This is a genomic window from Pedobacter africanus (genome assembly GCF_040548825.1).
Taxonomy (GTDB): domain Bacteria; phylum Bacteroidota; class Bacteroidia; order Sphingobacteriales; family Sphingobacteriaceae; genus Pedobacter; species Pedobacter africanus_A.
The window spans coordinates 2205387-2225049 of record NZ_JBEPSL010000001.1; the positions used below are offsets into that span (position 1 = coordinate 2205387).

Below are 19663 nucleotides of genomic sequence, written 5' to 3' on the forward strand. Positions count from 1 at the left end.
TTTTATTTTTTAGACACGAACTGGTATTCCGATGTTACAAATTGTGCTATTTTTCTATGATCTTTGGCACCAGGAAGAAATTTTCATTGTGAAGCGCAGCATTTTTCAAGCCATCTTTTACACTGATCTCCTGTTTCACCTGGTCTTCGCGCCAAACATTCTCTTCTCCGTTCATATACACCAGAGGTTCAACGCCGGTGGTGTCCAGTTCATTCAGTTTCTCCATAAATGTAAGGATCTTGTTCATATCCGGTATCAATGCAGTCATCTCCTCTTCTTTTACCGCAATTCTTGCCAGATCTGCTACTTTATGTATGGTTTGCTTATCTATAATCATTGGTCACAAGTTTACTGTTTATGAGGTCAAAAATACGGTGTTTTAATTCATCTGAATCATTTATTGTTAAATTAGCAGTTAGAACGGGCTTATGCACATAAATATTGCAAACACCTGGAGATGATCCGTATTTCGATCCGTCATCCCACATTCTTTTCCAGATATCTGTTAAGCTCACCGCCACAATAGGCACCTTATTTTCTATTGCCAACCGGAATGGGCCATTTTTAAATGGCATCAGCTTTGGAGGATAATGCTCATCATCAATTCCTCCTTCCGGAAAAATAATCAGGCTCATCCCCTGTTCCAGGTTTTCAGCCGCCCTTTTAAATGCCCGGAAAGCAGAAACCCGGCTTTCGCGGTTAACAGGAATGTCAATGGTTTTAAAAAATATTTTCAGCACCGGGTTTTTGAGCAGTTCCTCCTTTCCCATAAAATGAAAACGGCCCCTGGCCAGGGTACAAAGGATCATGATATCCAGATTAGAGGTATGGTTTGAACAATAGATGTACGTTTGTCCTTCTTGCAGCGGCTCTTCAAAAGTAAAACGGAACAAAGCACCGATAAAAAAAGCACAAAGCCTGCTGTTTAATTTGCGCAACCAGTTTAGCAAACCATAGGTCTTTGGATTTTGTGCCGATAAATAATAAAAAGGAAAAAAAATGATCGAGAAGAAAAGAATAATAAAAATAGAATAGATTCTGTGTGCTTGCTTCAGGTAGTCAATCATGGTTTTCAAAAATAATAAATACAGACTGTATGAATACAAAAAAGTATTTTATTAATTTCGGCCTCTTGAAATAAAAAGCAATATTCTAATGAAAGAAACGGTAGTTAGCGGAATCCGTCCGACAGGGCAGTTACATTTGGGAAATTATTTTGGTGCTGTAACCAACTTTGTAAAAATGCAATACGATTACAATTGTTATTTTTTCATTGCAGACCTTCACTCGCTAACCACCCATCCTACACCTCAGGACCTGCATGGTTATGTAAGACACGTTCTGGTAGAATACCTTGCCTGCGGAATTAATCCCGAAGAAACAACCATCTACATTCAGTCTGACGTTCCCGAAGTTGCCGAATTGTATCTGTACCTGAATATGAATGCCTATATGGGCGAACTGGAAAGGAGCACTTCATTTAAGGATAAAGTAAGGTCGCAGCCCGACAATGTAAATGCAGGCCTGTTAACCTATCCTACCCTGATGGCAGCGGATATCCTGATCCATAAAGCTACAAAAGTGCCTGTGGGTAAAGACCAGGAGCAGCACCTTGAATTTACACGTACCTTTGGTAACCGTTTTAACAGATTATACAATTCAGATTATTTCCCTGAAGCCTTTGCTTTTAACTATTCACAAAACCTGGTTAAAGTGCCAGGACTGGATGGAAATGGTAAAATGAGCAAATCGAGCGGCGATAGCAATTGCATTTACCTGGCCGACAGTCCGGAAATTATACGTAAAAAACTATCCCGTGCGGTAACAGACAGCGGGCCAACTGAAGAAAACCAGGTAAAACCGGAGGCTATTCAGAATTTATTTGACCTGATGAAAATCGTTTCTCCAGCCGATACACTTAAACATTTCGATGAATTGTACAACAAAATGGCCATCAGGTATGGCGATTTCAAAAAACAGCTGGCAGAGGATATGATCGTGTTCAACACCCCTATCCGCGAGCGCATTGAAGACTTATCCAAAGACAGTGCCTATTTACGCCAGGTAGCCAAGCATGGCGCTTTAAAAGCCAGGGAAAGCGCTCAGAAAACGATTAAGGAGGTTAGAGAACTGATCGGATTCAAATCATTTTAATAAAAAAAATAAAAACACTACCTTTCTGATCTACAAGAATAAAATATGCACATAGCAATAGTTGGAAACATTGGCGCAGGGAAAACTACTTTAACAGGTTTGCTTGCAAAGAATTATGGCTGGGAAGCCTTGTATGAGGCAGTAGACAACAACCCCTATCTGGAAGATTTTTACTCCGATATGAAACGCTGGAGTTTCAACCTTCAGATCTATTTTCTAAACAGCCGTTTTCAGCAAATTGTAGATATCCAGAACTTCAACAGAAATGTAATTCAGGACAGGACCATTTATGAAGATGCGCACATCTTTGCAGATAACCTTCATGAAATGGGTTTAATGACGACCAGAGACCATCAGAACTATAAAGCCATTTTTGAAAATGTGACCTCGTTTATTAAACCACCCGATCTGCTGGTATATCTGCGCGCTTCGGTACCTACCCTGGTAAACAATATACAAAGAAGGGGTCGTGAATACGAAACCAGTATTCGTATAGACTACCTCTCAAAACTAAATGAGAAGTACGAAACCTGGATTAAAAATTACAACCTGGGCAAACTGCTGATCCTGGACAAGGATAAACTCGATTTCACCAATAATCCGGAAGACCTTGGCACCATCATCCAATCTATAGAAGCCGAAATTAACGGACTGTTTTAGAATGAAAGTACTTGGTATTATACCGGCTCGTTTTGCTTCTACCCGTTTTCCGGGTAAGCCGCTGGTAGAAATACAAGGCAAAAGCATGATCCAAAGGGTATATGAACAAACCTTAAAAGCCAAAAGCTTAACCAAAGTGGTTGTTGCTACAGACGATGAGCGGATTGCAAACGAAATAAATTCATTTGGTGGTTCCTTTGTAATGACGGCCAGCACCCATCAAAGTGGTACAGACCGCTGTGCCGAAGTAGCCCGGCATTTCCTTGATTATGACATCGTCATCAATATACAGGGCGATGAACCATTCATCGATCCAAAACAGATCGACCTGCTCGTCTCTTGTTTTGAGAAAGAAAATGTACAGTTGGCCACACTGATCAAAAAGATCCAAACCGAGGCAGAATTGTTTAACAACAACATCCCAAAAGTAGTGATCAACAGCCGTCAGGAAGCGATTTATTTTAGCAGGCATACCATCCCTTACATCAGAAATGCAGAAAAAGACAAATGGTTAAACAGCCAGCAATTCTATAAACACATCGGGATTTATGGCTATACTACCCTCAGTTTGCAGGAAATTACAAAACTAAAGCCTTCGGCACTTGAAATTGCAGAAAGCCTTGAGCAATTGCGCTGGATAGAAAATGGTTATGCCATTCAAACCAGGGTTACTGATATAGAAACTATAGCTATAGATACGCCCGAAGATCTGGAAAAAATAATCTTTAAACCATGAAAAGCTATCTACTCCCTGTTTTGTTGTTCGCGTTGTCTTTCGCTGCCTGCAGTCCATCGGGTAAGGAAACCAAAGGCGAGATAGCAGATCAGGTGGCATTAAAGCCCTTTAGCGACACTATAAAGGTCGATACCTTCAAGGTTTCCCTTACCGGCGAGGTGTTAAAAGGCATGAATATCCGGTTTACCATTACCGCCCACAACGGCAAACAGATTTACCACAAAGATTTTAAAGCTACCGATCTGATTGACAACTATAAATCTACGGTCGACCTGAAAAAGGAGCGCAGCCAGATGGCCTTTATAAAGGAAGAGTATAAGTTGTTTTTTGAAGACGAGAACTTTCTGGAGCCGGCTGTCACCGAAAACGAAAATCCCGACAAGAACACTCCCGATACAGTTTTTTACAACGAATTAAAAAAGTCTGCTTTAAACGGATTTAAGTACCGCTCGGGTAAGGAGACAAGTGTATATATAGCCTGGTCTGAAAGTGCACAAAAAGTAAAAATCTACTATAACTGCTGCAAATAATCTGTTGATAATTTTATTGCTAAAAAACCCTGTTTCTGCAGCGCAGAAGCATGTCTATCCTGAAAAAATCAATACTTTGTAGAACTCATCAAAAAAAAATAAAAATAATATTATGATTGTTATAAATTTTATATTATGTTTATATAATCAAACAGCAAATAGTGTTTGATTTTTTTTAAACAGCATATTCTAACCAAATATACATTTATAGAATGGCCCGGGTTTTCCGGGCCTTTTTTCTAAACATCTCCTCTGTTTGCCGCTCTCATCTATTTATTCAGGCTAATAACAAGTAGGTGTTTTCTAACTGTTTCGTAGGTCTACGCACCTACAAAACCCATTTTAAACAGGGTTTTAGCGTGAAAATCATAGCGGTTCTCTCAACATAAAGAAATTGATAGAACAAACTTTTCACAATCATTGAAATCTTCAAAGGTAAAAGCAGATATTATTTGGAAAAAATTAATGCAGACAAGAAAATAGTTCTTAGCTTTAAGAACTCCGCCGGGTTGTTACGTGGTAATTATGCTGAAGAAGACTTTTATATTTATTCTTTTTACATTTTCTGTACTTACCGCTTGGGCACAAAAAGCAAACATAAGAGGTGTAGTCACCGACACCGTTGAGAAAAGAAAACTGGAATACAGCGCGGTACTGCTGATCCGGTCTTCAGATTCGGTAATGGTAAAAACAACGCGCACAGACCGGAATGGAAAATTTGAGCTCAAAAACCTGTCGGCCGGCGATTATAAAATGCTCATCTCCTATCCTAAAATGGCCGACTATATTCGCAACCTGAGGATATCCGACACTTCAAATATTGATTTAGGGAACATCAATATGGAGCTGAAATCCAAGGTATTAAAAGAAGTTGTGATACAGGCAACCAAAAGCGCGGTGAGAATGAGAGGCGATACCCTGGTCTTTCAGGCCGACAGTTTTGCTGTCAGGGCTAATGCCAATGTCCAGGAACTGTTGAAAAGACTGCCAGGGATTGAAGTCGATAAAAGCGGGACCATTAAAGCCCAGGGAAAAACGGTAAAAACAGTACTGGTTGACGGGGATGAGTTTTTTGGGGACGACCCTCTGCTGGCCACAAAATATTTAAAGGCCAACGCAGTTGAAGAAATACAAGTGTATGATAAAAAAAGTAAAAGCGCCGATTTAACCGGGATAGATGACGGCATAAAAAACAAAACCATCAACATTAAATTAAAGGACAATGCAAAAAATGGCTATCTGGCTACCATCGACCTGAATACCAACGTGTCAGATCTGGGCGATTATGGTGGAATGGCGGGTATATTTAAGAATAAGCTCAAAGCCGCCATTTATGGCAATTATTCAAATCTGAACAACGAATCTAAAATAAACAACTCCATGCGCAAGCTGAAAGGTGAAGAATATGATCTGATAGAAGTTGGCGATGACGGGAGTTCTATTATGTATGTTTCGGGTGATGACGATGAAGATTATATAGCTGCGTCGGGTGGTTTACCGAATAATTTTGGTATGGGAGCTTATTATGCCGATAAATTCAGCAAAGACAAAATGGGCTTAAAACTGAATTTCAAAAGCTTTGATAACAACAACGTCAATCTCACAACCACCAATTCACAGGAGTTGCTTCCCAACGAGACAAAGTTCTTCAGTTCAGGCAGAACAGCAAACAATACAAATGTTGCCGGAGAGTCTGTAAAAGGAACATTCAACTACAATACCGACGCCAAATCCATTCTAAAAATCTCATTTGGTGCTAGCCGGAACAGGAATGAAAACACTTCCGTAGGCGGAAATGAAACCCGTAGCGACAATGGTATTTTCATCAGCCAGAACAAACAGGAAAATACAGGCAATGGCAACAGTGATATATTTAATGGAAACATCAACTGGTCCAGAAAATTCGAAAAAAACGGCCGTACACTTTCTATCGATGTTCAACCTGAAAGCCAGAACAGCAGAAGCGCCGAAAATAGTACAAACCGCACGGTTTACTTCAATGCCAGTGGGGATAGCATCAGGGTTGAAAATACTGATCTGAGAAAAAAGAACACCGGTAAACAGAATTCTATAGGAATGCGGGTCAATTATACCGATCGCCTTTCCAAGAGGTGGACTTTTGAAACCGGTTATAGTTTCAAAACCATATCATCCGGCAGTAACCGGCTGGTATTTGACAACATCGCAAACAACGCAAAAAAAATAGATTCCTTAAGCAACAACTTTAAGTTCATTAATTTTTCCAATGTGGGTAAAATGATATGGCAGTATAGCTACGAGAATTTTTCGTTATCAAGCGGACTGGAGGCTACGCAAACCAATTTTGAACTGAAAGACCTGGATAAACAAACCGACTTTGAAAGAAGTTACCTCAACCTATCGCCCCGTACCAATCTGCTCTATAAGATAAACAACAGCAATACTCTGGCAGTTAACTATAACGGTTACATGCAGCAACCAAGTATAGATCAGCTTCAGCCTGTAAGGCAAATTAACACACCTTTGTACCAGGTTATTGGAAATTCTGCTTTAAGACCTTCCTTTACAAACAGTTTTGGTCTTTCTTACAATAGTTTTCAGTTCAATTCAGATCAGTATATCTCGGCCTACTTTAATTATGGTTTTACAAATAACGCTATAGTGAGTACCGAATTGGTAGACGATTTCAACAAACGCATTTCCAGTTTCATCAATGCCAATGGCAACAATTCCATCAGTGGCAATCTGAGTTACTCCAAAGGTTTTTCCAAATCTCACCTGCGTTTTGGAATTGATGTAGGCTTTAACCGTTCCAATACCATAGCCATTATCAATGCTACACAAAACAAGGCAGCGAACACCCAGTACAATTTAAGGGGATCACTTAATTACTATACACAGCAAATTGAGTTCAGCTATATCCCCTCTGCATCTCTTATGACAGGAAAATCATCGATAGGAGAAATTAATGACGGAAGGAGCCTTACCCACAATCATGAAATCTCAGGAACGGTACAACTGCCCTTTAAAGCCGAATTCAATACTTCTTTCTCGCTGTCTTTCAGGCCAGCCAATGCATCATTTGGACAAGACCTGAACACAGCAATATGGAACAGCTACCTGTCTGCAAAACTCCTGAAAAGCGAAGCACTCGAAATTAAGTTATCTGTTACAGATATACTAAACCAGAAAATCGGTTACAATAGGTTCGTAGGAGGTAACGTCACAAGTGAAGATACCTTCAGTTATATCCCAAGGTATGTGCTTATCGGATTAAATTGGAATTTAAGTGGTAATTTTATAAAAAAAACAACAGATCGGTAACATGAAACAGGCCATTACATTTCTTTTATGTTTTTGCTGTATCAGTCTGCAAGCCCAGGAAAGGTTCATCCCATATGGCAAAATTACGTTCGAAAAGAAAGTTAACCTGCAAAGAAGCCTCGAAAACTCCGGATTGCCCCAGGAAGCTAAAGAAAAAATGAAAAAATACCAGACCAGTAACTGGGATTTCATTTTTGATCAGCACAAATCCCTGTACAAACCAGGTGCAAAAACAGATGAAGAAGAGCATAAAGGTTTCTTTTTTTTCTCCCTTTCCAAACCAAGCAATGAAATATATACAGATTACAGCAGGAACCTGAGGGTATTAAAACGTTCTGTAATGGATGATAATTATTTACTTACAGATACCATTCCTGTTCTGAGTTGGAAAATTATGCACGACGTAAGAACCATCGCCGGGTATGAATGCAGAAAAGCAATAGGCATTATCCACGATACTGTATACGTAGTTGCATTTTATACGGATGAAATTTTACTTCGAGGTGGCCCGGAAGGCTTTAATGGGTTGCCCGGCATGATACTTGGTCTCGCCATTCCGCGTTATTATACCACCTGGTTTGCCACCAAGGTTGATGGCTTTACCAATCACCAGGCAGAAATTATACCGGCCAGCAAAGGAAAAAAAGTAGAAACAGAAAAAGATCTGGAAAAACTACTTGAATTATTTACCCGCTACGAGCCCAATAAAAAAGAAAAGTGGGAGGAAGCAAAGAAACGGCTCTACGGTTTCACCCTCTAACAATTTCTGGATTAAGCGCTTATCATCACTTTTTAGAATTCCCGATTATTTATAAAAAGTACCTCCCGGCTTCAGTTTTATTTCCTAACTTTGTATCCCGTACAAAAACAATAAGACAGTATTTTATTTACTGCTTTGTTTCAGAAATTCATAAACATGACTAAGTATATTTTTGTTACGGGCGGTGTTACTTCCTCATTAGGTAAGGGCATCATTTCCGCTTCATTAGCCAAATTATTACAAGCACGCGGCTACAGTGTTACCATCCAAAAGTTCGACCCTTATATCAATATTGATCCGGGAACATTAAACCCTTATGAGCATGGAGAATGCTATGTTACCGAAGATGGAGCAGAAACAGATCTGGACCTTGGTCATTACGAGCGTTTTTTAAATGTACCTACCTCGCAGGCAAACAACATTACTACCGGCAGAATCTACCAGAATGTAATCAATAAGGAAAGGCAAGGCGAATACCTGGGAAAAACCGTACAGGTAGTACCGCACATTACCGATGAGATCAAAAGTAACATGCGCAAGCTGGGCGAAACCGGTCAGTACGATATCGTAATTACCGAGCTTGGCGGAACAGTGGGTGATATCGAGTCGCTGCCTTTTATTGAGGCTGTACGTCAGTTCAAATGGGAAGAAGGGGCGCACAATGCCATAGTCATCCATTTAACACTTATTCCTTACCTTGCCGCCGCAGGTGAATTGAAAACCAAACCTACACAGCACTCCGTAAAAGCATTATTGGAGTACGGTATTCAGCCAGATATCCTGGTATGTCGCTCTGAGCGTTCCATCTCATTGGATATCCGTAAAAAAATTGCTTTGTTCTGCAATGTAAACGTAAATGCTGTAATCGAATCGCAGGATGCGTCAACTATATATGATGTTCCTTTATTGATGATGAAGGAGCAGCTGGATAAGACCGTTTTGAGCAAACTTAAACTGGCGCAGAGAAACGAACCGGATATGGAGCGCTGGAAAGAATTCCTTGGCCGCTTAAAAAACCCGACATCTGAAGTTAAAATAGGTTTGGTGGGTAAGTACGTAGAATTACCTGATGCCTATAAATCAATCATTGAGTCATTTGTACATGCGGGTTCCAGGAATGAATGCAAGGTAAAAGTAGAATACATTCACTCAGAAAGTATTTACCCGGATAACGCCAAAGAAAGGCTGGCCCATTTGGATGGTGTACTTGTTGCACCTGGTTTCGGTAGCCGTGGTATAGAAGGAAAAATTGATACCATTCAATATGTAAGAGAAAACAATGTCCCGTTCTTTGGAATATGCCTGGGTATGCAATGTGCCGTTATTGAGTTTGGCCGCAATGTGCTGGGCTTAAAGGGTGCAAATACGACTGAAATTGACGAAGGAGCTACACATCCTGTGATCAACATGATGGAAGACCAGAAGAGTATTACAGCCAAAGGTGGTACCATGCGACTGGGCTCTTATCCATGCGACCTGAAAAAAGGCACCAAAGCCTATTCGGCATATGGCAAAACACACATTACCGAGCGTCACAGGCATCGGTATGAATTTAACAGCGAATACCTGAGCCGATACGAAGAAGCTGGTATGATCGCCTCAGGCGTTAACCCACAGAGCAATCTGGTTGAAATTGTTGAACTAAAAAACCATCCTTTCTTTGTTGGTGGACAGTTTCACCCTGAATTAAAATCAACTGTTGCTAATCCTCACCCACTTTTTGTTAAATTTGTCGCCGCTGCGATGGAGTTTGCGAAGAAGAAAACAAAATAATACGCGTTTAACTAACAATAATGGATAAAAATACGTTTACAGGATTATTCCTGATCATGATCGTTTTGGCAGGTTCTTTTTATTTTTTTAAGCCCAGTGATGCGGAAATAAAAAAAGAGCGTGAAAGAATTGCTGCCGATTCGGCAAAAAAAGCCGGTGTAAGCCCGGCATCAGCTCCGGCTGTTACTGCACCAGTTGCCCCGGTTGTAGATTCAGCTGCACTGGCAGGTCCTTTCGGCACCAACATTACCGGAACGACACAAACAAATATCCTGGAGAACGATAAGCTAAAAATAACCTTAACCAACAAAGGAGGTAAAATCCAGTCGGTAACGGTAAAAGGACAAAAGACCTATAGCGGCAAACCGGTTGTCCTGTTTGATGGCGACCAGAATAAATTCGGTCTGAACCTGAACATCGGTGGAAAAATGTTCAGCACCAATGACCTGTATTTTACAGCTGTATCAGGAAACAATACTGTTACCATGCGTGCAAACTATTCGGCCGATAAGTATATTGAATTTATCTACGACTTAAAGCCAAACAGCAGCCAGGTAGGTTTCAATATCAATTTAAATGGATTAAACCAGGTTATCCAGGGTAGTAATATTGCGTTAAACTGGGAAGCTACACTACTTGAGCAGGAAAAGTCGAGCAAAAAAGAACAGGAACACTCTGCACCATATTATAAATACCAGGAGAAAAACCCGGATCATTTAAATGTAGCAAAGGATGAGGAAGAAGAGTTAAAAGAAGGAAAAATTGAATGGTTTTCTTTCAAACAACACTTCTTTTCTGCGGTCCTGATTCCTGCTGTTCCTTTTGACAATGGAAAACTGGCGGTAAAAGTAAGTACAGAGCCAGGTAAAATAAAATGGTATGGTGCAACCATGCAGATGCCTTTTAACCAGCTTGCTGCCCAGCACTATGCCATGAACTTCTATTTTGGCACCAATAAATTCTCTACTTTAAAAGAGCAGGGCCACGAATTGGAAAAACAAGTGGATATGGGTTACTGGCCATTAAAATACATCAACAGGTTTGTGGTATTACCGGTGTTCAATTGGCTGGAAGGATTTGGCTGGAGCTACGGTCTGATCATCCTGCTGTTAACCATAGCGCTGAAAGTTGCCATGTCGCCATTGACCTACAAATCTTACCTTTCTATGGCTAAGATGAGGATCCTGAAGCCGGAAATGGACGAGATAAAAGCTAAAGTTGGTGAAGATAACCCAACATTACTGCAACAGGAATACCTCAAACTTTACAAACAGGTAGGTGTAAACCCACTTGGCGGATGTTTGCCTATGCTGCTGCAGCTGCCATTTGTAATGGCCTTCTTCTTTTTCTTTCCTAACCTGTTTGAGTTAAGGGGCGAATCTTTCTTATGGATGAAGGACCTTTCTACTTATGACGACTTTATTAAGTTTGGTTTTAACATCCCGTTCATTGGTGACCACCTGAGTTTAATGTGTGTATTGATGACCATCTCTACGCTAATTTACACCTACTTTAACAACCAGATCTCTGGTGCAACAGGGCAAATGAAATATATTGGCTACATCATGCCAATCATATTTTTGGGCGTACTGAACAGCTATCCATCAGGATTGAACTACTATTATTTCCTGGCCAACATGCTGACCTTTGCCCAGCAGTTCCTGATCAAATCTATGGTTGACGATGAAAAGATCCATAAAACCTTACAGGAAAACAAAGCAAAACCAGTGGAGAAGAAAAAGAAATCTGGATTTAGTGCTAAGTTAGATGAGTATATGCGCCAGCAGCAACAGGCAGCGGCTCAGCAAAAAAAGAACAAATAACCATTTTGGTTACCCATAAAAAAAGCACCTTAAAGGTGCTTTTTTTATGCCTGGATTTTTCCCTTAAAACTAATTTAGGGTCTGTTAATGTAAAATTTGACATACAATAACCATATATACCTAAAATTTTCCAATTTTTAAGCCTGAACACATACAGGCGATAAAAAACCAATACTAACCATGCTAAAAAAACTATGTCCGCTCTTATTCTTGTTGTTATCTTCCAGTGCAGGTTTTGCACAAAAGAAACCATTAAACCATAATGTTTACGACAGTTGGGAAGCTGTGGGGGCAAAACAACTATCCAATAATGGGTTATGGGCTGCTTACTCCATATTAAAACAGGAAGGTGATGGCGCTTTGCACCTGCAAAACCTGGTTACCAACGCTAAAATAAACATAGCAAGAGGCACAAACCTTCAATTTAGCAGCGATTCAAAATACGCAGCCTTAGTGGTTAAACCCTTATTTAAAGATACCCGTGAAAGCAGGATAAAAAAGAAAAAACCAGACGATATGACCAAAGATTCTTTGTTTATAGTTGATCTTGCAAATTCAGCTGTTACAAAGGTGGCCAGAATTAAATCTTATAAAATTCCCGAAAAAGGCACCTCGCTCCTGGCCTATCTGTTGGAAAAAAGTCCGGATACCTCAAAGAAAACAAAATCAGGACCTGCACCGGCAACACCTAAAAAAGACGATGCAGAGGTATTTGCATTTGATGAGCCGGAAAACAAAACCAAACAGGAAGGCACAGATCTTATCCTGAAAAACCTGACCACAGGCACCGAACGTATCTTCAGATATGTGAGTGACTATAGCTTTAACAAAAACGGTAAACAAATGGTTTTTGCCTGTACAGGTTCAAAAAAAGACAAAACTGCACCTGAAGGTGTATTCCTGTTGAATACAGAAAAAGGAACTGTAAAAACCCTGGTAAATGGTAAAGGCAACTTTAAAAACTTCCAGTTCAACGAAGAGGGAGAATACCTTGTGTTTCTGGGAGAGCGCAGTCCTGAAAAAAAAGAAATCAAAGATTTTAATATCTATTACAACTCCACAAGCCTGGATACTGCCCAGATCCTGGTAGACAATGAAATTAAAGGAATGCCTGCTAAATGGGCGGTTAGTGGGGATACCAGACTAAGTTTTAGCAAAGATGGAAATAAACTGTTTTTTGGAATTGCACCTGTAAAGCAACCAAAAGACACCACCTTGGTAGATTTTGAGCATGCGAAATTAGATGTATGGGGCTATAAAGACGATTACCTGCAGCCTATGCAGTTAAAAAGGCTCGAATCTGAGCTCAAGCGCTCCTATTTAACGGCAATGGAAATATTTAACAGCGATCCAAAGGTTGTTCCGCTGACGGATTTAAAATTACCTGAAGCAAGTCCTGCAGCAGAGGGCAATGCCAACTTTGTACTGGCTTCTACAGACTATGGCAACAGGATCCAATCGCAATGGACAGGCAGTTCAATAAAAGACTATTACCTGGTAGATACCAAAACAGGCGCAAGAAAAAAGATCATTGAAGGCCTCTCCGGATTTGCAGTTGCATCTCCTGCCGGTAAATATATCCTCTATTTTGATAAAACAAATTCAAACTGGTACGCCTATAACGTTCAGACTGCAGGCATAGTCCATTTAAACAAGGGTCTTGCTGTCAAATTTGTTGAAGAAGATAATGATGTTCCTGATGAACCAGGTCCGTACGGCGCTGCAGCATGGGCAGCAGACGATAAGGCGGTATTGATTTACGACCGCTACGATATCTGGGAATTCTCTCCTGAAGGAAAAGCTGAACCACAAAACATCACAAATGGGTTTGGAAGGCAAAATAAAATCACCTTCCGTTACCAGAAAACCGATCCGGAAAGCAAATTCCTGGAAAAAAGAGCAAACATATGGCTAAGCGCATTTAACAATACCACCAAGGAGAACGGCTTCTATAAAAAGAACATTGGCGACCATAAAAACCCGGAACTGGTTGTAATGGAAAAAATGAAATATTCTGATCTGGGCAAAGCCAAAGATGCTGAGCGCTATATTTTCGACAAAGGCAGTTATGTAAATTCTCCGGATGTCTATGTGTCAGCTGATATGAAAGCCCAGGTAAAGCTCAGCAATACCAACCCTCAGCAGCAAAATTACAATTGGGGTACTGCAGCCCTTGTAAAATGGACTACCCCCAAAGGTTTTAATGCCGAAGGAATATTGTATAAGCCGGAAGATTTTGATCCGGCAAAAAAGTATCCAATGATTGTTTATTTCTATGAGAAACTTTCAGAGGGACTATATGCCTATAATGCTCCGGCCCCAACCCCTTCACGCTTAAATATCCCCTATTTTGTGAGCAACGGATACCTGGTATTTGCACCAGACATCAGTTATGAAAAGGGTTATCCCGGAAAATCTGCAGAAGAATTCATCAACTCAGGAGTTGAATCATTGAAGAAAAACACATGGGTTGATGGCACTAAAATAGGAATTCAGGGTCAGAGCTGGGGTGGATACCAGGTTGCCCATTTAATTACCAGAACCAATATGTATGCAGCAGCATGGGCCGGGGCACCGGTGGTTAACATGACTTCTGCTTACGGTGGAATGCGCTGGGAAAGTGGAATGAACAGACAATTCCAATATGAAAAAACACAAAGCCGTATTGGTGCTACCTTATGGGAAAAGCCAGAGCTTTACATCGAGAACTCGCCTTTATTTAAGCTGCCGAATGTAAAAACTCCGGTAGTAATTATGGCCAATGACGCTGATGGTGCCGTTCCATGGTATCAGGGCATCGAAATGTTTACTGGTTTAAGGCGACTTGGAAAACCTGTATGGATGTTAAATTACAACAATGAGGCACATAATTTAATGCAGCGCCAAAACAGGAAAGACATACAGATTCGTGAGCAGCAGTTTTTTGACTATTATTTAAAAGAAGCCAAAGCACCGGTATGGATGGTAAATGGAATACCGGCAACAGAAAAAGGCAAAACATGGGGCTTTGAACTAACGGATGAAAAACCTTAAATTAGAGCCTGAACTAAATCATCTTTAATGGCGTTAAGTAGAATCTGGTCTGCCTTTATTATTGTTGCTATCGTAGTAGCAGGTGTTAAATGCTTCTTTTTTGGGCAAAGTGATATTTTCAACTGGATGGTCATCGGCAAGGCCGATGACCCTGCAAACCCCTTAAAGCTGGATGGTATCATACAAACCTGTTGGGTTGCCGTTGAGCTTTGTTTAAAACTGATCGGAATCCTGGCCTTGTTTATGGGATTGATGAGCATTGCCGAAAGGGCCGGAGGCATTCGTCTGTTGTCGAGAATAGTAGGTCCGTTCTTTTCGAAGCTTTTCCCTGATATTCCAAAAGGACATCCCTCAATGGGGCACATGATCATGAATTTCTCTGCCAATTTACTGGGGCTGGACAATGCAGCCACACCATTTGGATTAAAAGCCATGGAAAGCCTGCAGGAACTCAATCCGAGTAAAGATGTGGCTTCCAATTCCCAGATCATGTTTCTGTGTTTACACGCAGCCGGACTGAACCTGATCCCGGTTAGTGTAATTGCCATACGGGCTTCACAAAATGCGTCCAACCCTACCGATATATTTATTCCCTGCTTAATTGTAACTTTTGTTGGCACCATAGCAGCAATGCTGATCGTCTCTTTCAAGCAAAAGATCAACATCATTCAGCCTGTTATTATCATCTGGGTGCTCAGCATCTCCTTTGTAATTGCCTTATTGGTACTGTATATCGTTTCCTTAAATGCAGAAGGCATCAAGTCATTTTCGGGTATCTTGAGTAATGGTTTGATATTACTGGTGTTTCTGTTGATTGTTTTAGGCGGACTTTATAAAAAAATAGACGTTTTTGATGCCTTTATTGATGGTGCAAAAAATGGCTTTGATACTGCCATTAAGATTGTACCTTACCTGGTAGGCATGCTGGTAGCCATATCGCTCCTGCGTACCAGCGGAACTTTTGACGTGGTGATCAGTGCTATAAAAAATGGATTTGCCTTTCTGGGTGCAGATACCCGTTTTGTTGAAGGCCTGCCTACTGCCCTGATCCGGCCATTAAGCGGCGGGGCAGCACGTGGAATGATGGTAAGCACCATGGAAACTTATGGCCCGGATTCTTTTGCCAGTAGGCTTTCCGGAATATTCCAGGGCGCTTCAGATACCACTTTTTACATCGTAGCCGTATATTTTGGTTCGGTAAGCATAAAAAACACACGCTATGCCATTGGCGCCATGCTGTTGGCCGACCTGGTAGGTGTTTGTACTGCCATAGGTTTAGCCTATTTATTTTTTGGTTAAAAGACACTTTGCGGTTCTCCCATTTCTTTCAAAAAGATGTCTTTTATCACTTTAATCTGCTCCTCATAAATGGTGTTTTTGCGTGTGCCGAAATACAGGGTATTTTCAATAGGATCTTTACCTTCCCAAAGTACTTTTATGTTTCCGGCATCCAGTTCCTGCCTGGAAAGAAAGTCAGGCATTACGGCCAGGCCTTTACCTGTACTTAAACACCTGATAATTGAGCAGAGGTTCGGAACAATATAATTCGGCTTAAAATCGGGGCGCTTACCAAAGTTATTGTACCAAAACCTTCGCTGATGTTCCATGTCGCCTGTAGTTCCGTACCAGGTTTGCTGCTTTAACCAGGTCAGGCAAGCCGCCTTGTCATCGCGTTTAACAAACTTATCAAAATCTGCTACAGAAGTCCCTTTTCCACATACCAATACTATTTTTTCTTTAAAAAAGGGTTCGTACAACAAGCCCTTATAATCACCTTTTTGCGGGGTGATGATCAAATCGAGGATACCAGCGTCAAGATCACTCAGCATTTGTGGATATTCCCCGAATTTAATGATCACATTAAAGGGAAGCCCGGGCAGGTAAGATTCAAGTGTATATTGAAAAGTTTCAAAACACATACCTATACTAATGGTCGGGACATCGCGTTCCACACTTTTATGGAAATGCCTTTCAGCTTCTTCCAGTTTTGTAAGGGGTTCCTGAATGTAATTGTAAAGCACCTTGGCCCTTTCTGTCGCTATCATTTTCCGTGAAGTCCGATCAAATAATTTATAGCCCACATAAGATTCAAGCGAACTCAAATGCAAGCTCACCCCTGGCTGCGATATATATAAAGCCTCAGCGGCACCTGTAAGCGTACCACATTCATATATCACCTTAAAAGTTCTGAACCATTCCAGATTTACCATACCTATCTATCATTATTATAATACAAAAGTATAAATTATATTATTTTAATTATAATAATAAGCACCGTAATTTTGTGTCATCAATTTAGATAAAGACATGACAAAAATATTCATTATCAACGGAGGGCAGGTATTTGAACATTCCGGAGGCCTGTTCAACAGAAGCATTACAGAAAAGACACTCGACTTTTTCAACAACAAGCCAGGGTTCGAAGTCAGGCATACCGACATCAATCAGCCTTACAACATTAAGGAGGAAGTTGAAAATTATAAGTGGGCAGATATCGTCATTTACCATACGCCCGTATGGTGGTTTCAGCTTCCGCATGAATTTAAAAAGTATATAGATTTGGTGTTTACAGAAGGTCACAATAATGGCATTTACCATAGCGATGGTCGTTCTGCTGCCAATCCCGCCATCAATTATGGAACAGGAGGCCTTATGAATGGCAAAAAGTACATGTTGACCACTTCATGGAATGCACCTCAGGAAGCCTTTACCCTACCCGGAGAATTTTTTAACCAGAAAAGCGTGGACGAAGGCCCTATGTTCGGATTTCACCGCATGAATGCTTTTACAGGTATGAAACCGCTGGAGGGTATACATTTTCATGATGTAGAAAAAAATGCAGATGTAGTAAAGGATTTGAAACGCTACGAGGCACATCTGGAAAAGACCTTTGGCAGTAATCTCGAAATGGGCTTGTGCGCCTAAAAATAAATGCCCCCAAAATGATTGTTTTGGGGGCATAGCAAAGGCGGCTGGTATCCTATTGCGCTAAAGAAAAGTTAATGGGGATGTTGTATTTTACACGCACGGCTCTTCCGTTCTGAATGCCCGGCATCCATTTCGGACTTGCTGTGAGTACCCTTATAGCTTCTTCATCTGTGCCGTAACCCAGTTTCCGCTCAACTTTGATATCGGTAAGGGTACCGTTTTTTTCAATGATAAAAGACAGGAATACTTTTCCTTGTATGGTTGCCTCTTGCGCCGCTGCCGGATAACGGATAGCTTTTGACAGGTATTTGTAGAATTTATCCATTCCACCTGGAAAATCAGGCTGCACTTCTAAGGCCCTAAAATCTGGGTACACATCGTCGCCCACTACAGCAGCTCCCACTGGCCCCTTACCCGGTGTTTCTGTAATTACAAGCTGTCCATCTTCCTGTCCAACAACATCCTTCTGTCCCGGGGTTGCGTCTTTAAGATCCGCGATCTGCACTGGATCTACATCAACAACCTTATTATCCTCCATTACAATTGGCGGAGGAAATTTAATCTGGGGCTGCCTTGCTGGCGGAGGCTCAACAGGAGCAGGCGGTGGCGTTTCCGGATTTACCGGTGGGGGCGACTGCACCTGTACAACGGTAGTGCGATCGGCTACCTCGTCCACTACGGGGTTACCTTTGATCAACTGGATGATCTTCGGAGACAAAAAAAGCAGGATAAATAAAGCCCCTGCAATAAAGAGGGCTTTACTTGTATCAGAAGCGCTTTGCCTGCGAAGCGCATAAGCACCATAGCTTTTGTTTTTCTGATTAAACACAATCTCCAGCCATTGGTTACCTGACAAATCAATTTTTGAACCTAACATTGCTTTAGAATTTAGAAGTTAATATTATACCATACATTTACTGTAAGGATGCCATCACTTCTGCGATTCCATAAGACAGAGAAAATTAAAAAACCCGCGGACAAATGAATGATCTGGGTACCCTTCCAAAGGTTAACCCCAGGGTAAGCTCATGAGAACCATTCTGGTTACTGCTTAGCTTGCTGGTTACATGATCGTAAGAATAGCCGATGCGAAAACGTTCGCTCAGAAATACCTGAACAATACCGGATATCGAATTTTGTTTACCGAGGTTAAGCGTGCTGTATTGTTTCTTCCACAAACCGAACCCCGTTCTATAAGACCCACCAAGCCACAACTTATCGTTAAAAATGGCCATCACATTTAAATCAGCACTTGTAGGACCTTTAAAATCTTCCTTTATCATTAGACTGGGGCGAACCCGCACATCGGGCGAAAGGTTGGCCAGACCACCCATAATGAGGTATGCATGTCTGCTGCGTACAATGTTGAAAGCAGCAGAAACACTCCTGACATTAACATCCGATCCCGAAAAGGCATCCATCAGGGAAAGTCCCATATACCAGAAGTTGGAATTGTAAAATACACCAAACCTTACATCAGGTACAATACGGCTATCATTTTGTCCTGCAACTGCCTGGTCGCCGCCCTCTCCTGTTTTGATCATATCTCCTTTCAGGTTATACTGGGCGGCACCTATTCCAATGCCAAAACTCAACCTTCTGGTATCATCCTGATCAAGCTGCAGGCGGTAAGCATAGTTTGCAGTTACTGAAGTAGAAGATTGAGGGCCTATTTTATCAGAAGTAATCTGGAAACCAAGTCCCATTTTCCTATCTCTAGGGTCAACGATACCATCAAGGGATATCGTCCCGGTCTGGGGAGCACCTTCTACCCCAACCCATTGTGCACGAAGCGCAAGCTGTGCAAACCACTCTTCCTTATAACCAGCATAAGCTGGATTTACGCTTAAACTATTGAATACATATTGAGAGAATTGTATGTTTTGCTGCGCAGCCGAGTACCCTGCAAACATGCAGAGAAAAAATACGGAGGTCACAATGCGTTTTACAATCTTCATTTCAA

At 41.1% G+C, this 19663-nt stretch carries 16 protein-coding genes; 11 read left to right on the plus strand and 5 right to left on the minus strand.

Annotated features, from left to right (window positions below; translation table 11 throughout):
- Nucleotides 1–46 precede the first annotated feature (46 nt).
- Together gatC and ABIE26_RS09135 are read right to left on the minus strand one after the other, a co-directional pair.
- Nucleotides 47–337 (minus strand): Asp-tRNA(Asn)/Glu-tRNA(Gln) amidotransferase subunit GatC, encoded by a 291-nt coding sequence (gene gatC / locus ABIE26_RS09130; RefSeq protein ID WP_310137605.1) that lies wholly within the window; start codon nucleotides 335–337, stop codon nucleotides 47–49.
- A complete protein-coding gene (locus ABIE26_RS09135; protein WP_310137602.1) occupies nucleotides 324–1067 on the minus strand; it encodes a lysophospholipid acyltransferase family protein in 744 nt (247 codons plus the stop codon). The genes gatC and ABIE26_RS09135 overlap by 14 nt, the downstream gene beginning before the upstream one ends.
- An 88-nt stretch (nucleotides 1068–1155) precedes the next feature.
- Here ABIE26_RS09135 and trpS point away from each other — a divergent pair, with 88 nt between their 5' ends.
- The 10 genes from trpS to ABIE26_RS09185 all read left to right on the plus strand — a co-directional run bounded on the left by trpS (nucleotide 1156) and on the right by ABIE26_RS09185 (nucleotide 16071).
- On the plus strand, nucleotides 1156–2154 hold the full coding sequence (trpS, locus tag ABIE26_RS09140; RefSeq protein WP_310137600.1) for a tryptophan--tRNA ligase: 999 nt from the start codon (nucleotides 1156–1158) through the stop codon (nucleotides 2152–2154).
- A 45-nt stretch (nucleotides 2155–2199) separates the two neighbouring features.
- Complete coding sequence (locus ABIE26_RS09145) at nucleotides 2200–2814, plus strand: deoxynucleoside kinase (protein WP_084239733.1); 615 nt, start codon at nucleotides 2200–2202, stop codon at nucleotides 2812–2814.
- A 1-nt stretch (nucleotide 2815) separates the two neighbouring features.
- The gene (gene kdsB / locus ABIE26_RS09150) at nucleotides 2816–3550 is read left to right on the plus strand and encodes a 3-deoxy-manno-octulosonate cytidylyltransferase (protein WP_310137596.1); all 735 of its coding nucleotides are present in this window, start codon (nucleotides 2816–2818) and stop codon (nucleotides 3548–3550) included.
- Nucleotides 3547–4080, plus strand: a complete 534-nt coding sequence (locus tag ABIE26_RS09155) for a hypothetical protein (protein WP_310137593.1) — start codon at nucleotides 3547–3549, stop codon at nucleotides 4078–4080. Before kdsB ends, ABIE26_RS09155 begins: the two co-directional genes overlap by 4 nt.
- A gap of 525 nt (nucleotides 4081–4605) precedes the next feature.
- The gene (locus tag ABIE26_RS09160; RefSeq protein WP_310137588.1) at nucleotides 4606–7383 is read left to right on the plus strand and encodes an outer membrane beta-barrel protein; all 2778 of its coding nucleotides are present in this window, start codon (nucleotides 4606–4608) and stop codon (nucleotides 7381–7383) included.
- Between the two features lies 1 nt (nucleotide 7384).
- A complete protein-coding gene (locus ABIE26_RS09165; RefSeq protein WP_310137584.1) occupies nucleotides 7385–8143 on the plus strand; it encodes a GLPGLI family protein in 759 nt (252 codons plus the stop codon).
- Nucleotides 8144–8299: 156 nt separating this feature from the next.
- Nucleotides 8300–9916, plus strand: a complete 1617-nt coding sequence (locus ABIE26_RS09170) for a CTP synthase (RefSeq protein ID WP_310137581.1) — start codon at nucleotides 8300–8302, stop codon at nucleotides 9914–9916.
- 20 nt (nucleotides 9917–9936) lie between these two features.
- Nucleotides 9937–11739 (plus strand): membrane protein insertase YidC, encoded by a 1803-nt coding sequence (gene yidC / locus ABIE26_RS09175; RefSeq protein ID WP_310137578.1) that lies wholly within the window; start codon nucleotides 9937–9939, stop codon nucleotides 11737–11739.
- A 180-nt stretch (nucleotides 11740–11919) separates the two neighbouring features.
- Nucleotides 11920–14772: a S9 family peptidase gene (locus ABIE26_RS09180; protein ID WP_310137575.1), complete on the plus strand. Its 2853-nt coding sequence runs from the start codon at nucleotides 11920–11922 to the stop codon at nucleotides 14770–14772.
- Nucleotides 14773–14799: 27 nt separating this feature from the next.
- Nucleotides 14800–16071 carry a nucleoside recognition domain-containing protein gene (locus tag ABIE26_RS09185; RefSeq protein WP_310137572.1) on the plus strand — a complete coding sequence of 424 codons (1272 nt, stop codon included), beginning with the start codon at nucleotides 14800–14802 and terminating at the stop codon, nucleotides 16069–16071.
- Here the strand turns inward: ABIE26_RS09185 and ABIE26_RS09190 are convergent.
- The gene (locus ABIE26_RS09190; protein WP_310137569.1) at nucleotides 16068–16982 is read right to left on the minus strand and encodes a LysR family transcriptional regulator; all 915 of its coding nucleotides are present in this window, start codon (nucleotides 16980–16982) and stop codon (nucleotides 16068–16070) included. The genes ABIE26_RS09185 and ABIE26_RS09190 overlap by 4 nt on opposite strands.
- A 97-nt stretch (nucleotides 16983–17079) precedes the next feature.
- Between ABIE26_RS09190 and ABIE26_RS09195 the strand changes: the two genes are divergently transcribed.
- A complete protein-coding gene (locus tag ABIE26_RS09195) occupies nucleotides 17080–17697 on the plus strand; it encodes an NAD(P)H-dependent oxidoreductase (protein WP_310137568.1) in 618 nt (205 codons plus the stop codon).
- A 55-nt stretch (nucleotides 17698–17752) separates the two neighbouring features.
- Here ABIE26_RS09195 and ABIE26_RS09200 read toward each other — a convergent pair whose 3' ends face one another.
- Complete coding sequence (locus ABIE26_RS09200; protein ID WP_310137566.1) at nucleotides 17753–18577, minus strand: energy transducer TonB; 825 nt, start codon at nucleotides 18575–18577, stop codon at nucleotides 17753–17755.
- Between the two features lie 85 nt (nucleotides 18578–18662).
- Complete coding sequence (locus ABIE26_RS09205; protein WP_310137563.1) at nucleotides 18663–19658, minus strand: PorP/SprF family type IX secretion system membrane protein; 996 nt, start codon at nucleotides 19656–19658, stop codon at nucleotides 18663–18665.
- Nucleotides 19659–19663 lie beyond the last annotated feature (5 nt).

Bases quoted from the DNA above. Each gene is read 5' to 3' on its own strand.
- ABIE26_RS09155 (WP_310137593.1), top strand. From the start codon at position 3,547: ATGAAAAGCTATCTACTCCCTGTTTTGTTGTTCGCGTTGTCTTTCGCT.
- ABIE26_RS09195 (WP_310137568.1), top strand. From the start codon at position 17,080: ATGACAAAAATATTCATTATCAACGGAGGGCAGGTATTTGAACATTCC.
- yidC (WP_310137578.1), top strand. From the start codon at position 9,937: ATGGATAAAAATACGTTTACAGGATTATTCCTGATCATGATCGTTTTG.
- ABIE26_RS09165 (WP_310137584.1), top strand. From the start codon at position 7,385: ATGAAACAGGCCATTACATTTCTTTTATGTTTTTGCTGTATCAGTCTG.
- ABIE26_RS09135 (WP_310137602.1), bottom strand. From the start codon at position 1,067: ATGATTGACTACCTGAAGCAAGCACACAGAATCTATTCTATTTTTATT.
- trpS (WP_310137600.1), top strand. From the start codon at position 1,156: ATGAAAGAAACGGTAGTTAGCGGAATCCGTCCGACAGGGCAGTTACAT.
- ABIE26_RS09190 (WP_310137569.1), bottom strand. From the start codon at position 16,982: ATGGTAAATCTGGAATGGTTCAGAACTTTTAAGGTGATATATGAATGT.
- ABIE26_RS09160 (WP_310137588.1), top strand. From the start codon at position 4,606: ATGCTGAAGAAGACTTTTATATTTATTCTTTTTACATTTTCTGTACTT.
- gatC (WP_310137605.1), bottom strand. From the start codon at position 337: ATGATTATAGATAAGCAAACCATACATAAAGTAGCAGATCTGGCAAGA.
- ABIE26_RS09170 (WP_310137581.1), top strand. From the start codon at position 8,300: ATGACTAAGTATATTTTTGTTACGGGCGGTGTTACTTCCTCATTAGGT.
- ABIE26_RS09185 (WP_310137572.1), top strand. From the start codon at position 14,800: ATGGCGTTAAGTAGAATCTGGTCTGCCTTTATTATTGTTGCTATCGTA.
- ABIE26_RS09205 (WP_310137563.1), bottom strand. From the start codon at position 19,658: ATGAAGATTGTAAAACGCATTGTGACCTCCGTATTTTTTCTCTGCATG.
- ABIE26_RS09145 (WP_084239733.1), top strand. From the start codon at position 2,200: ATGCACATAGCAATAGTTGGAAACATTGGCGCAGGGAAAACTACTTTA.
- ABIE26_RS09180 (WP_310137575.1), top strand. From the start codon at position 11,920: ATGCTAAAAAAACTATGTCCGCTCTTATTCTTGTTGTTATCTTCCAGT.
- kdsB (WP_310137596.1), top strand. From the start codon at position 2,816: ATGAAAGTACTTGGTATTATACCGGCTCGTTTTGCTTCTACCCGTTTT.
- ABIE26_RS09200 (WP_310137566.1), bottom strand. From the start codon at position 18,577: ATGTTAGGTTCAAAAATTGATTTGTCAGGTAACCAATGGCTGGAGATT.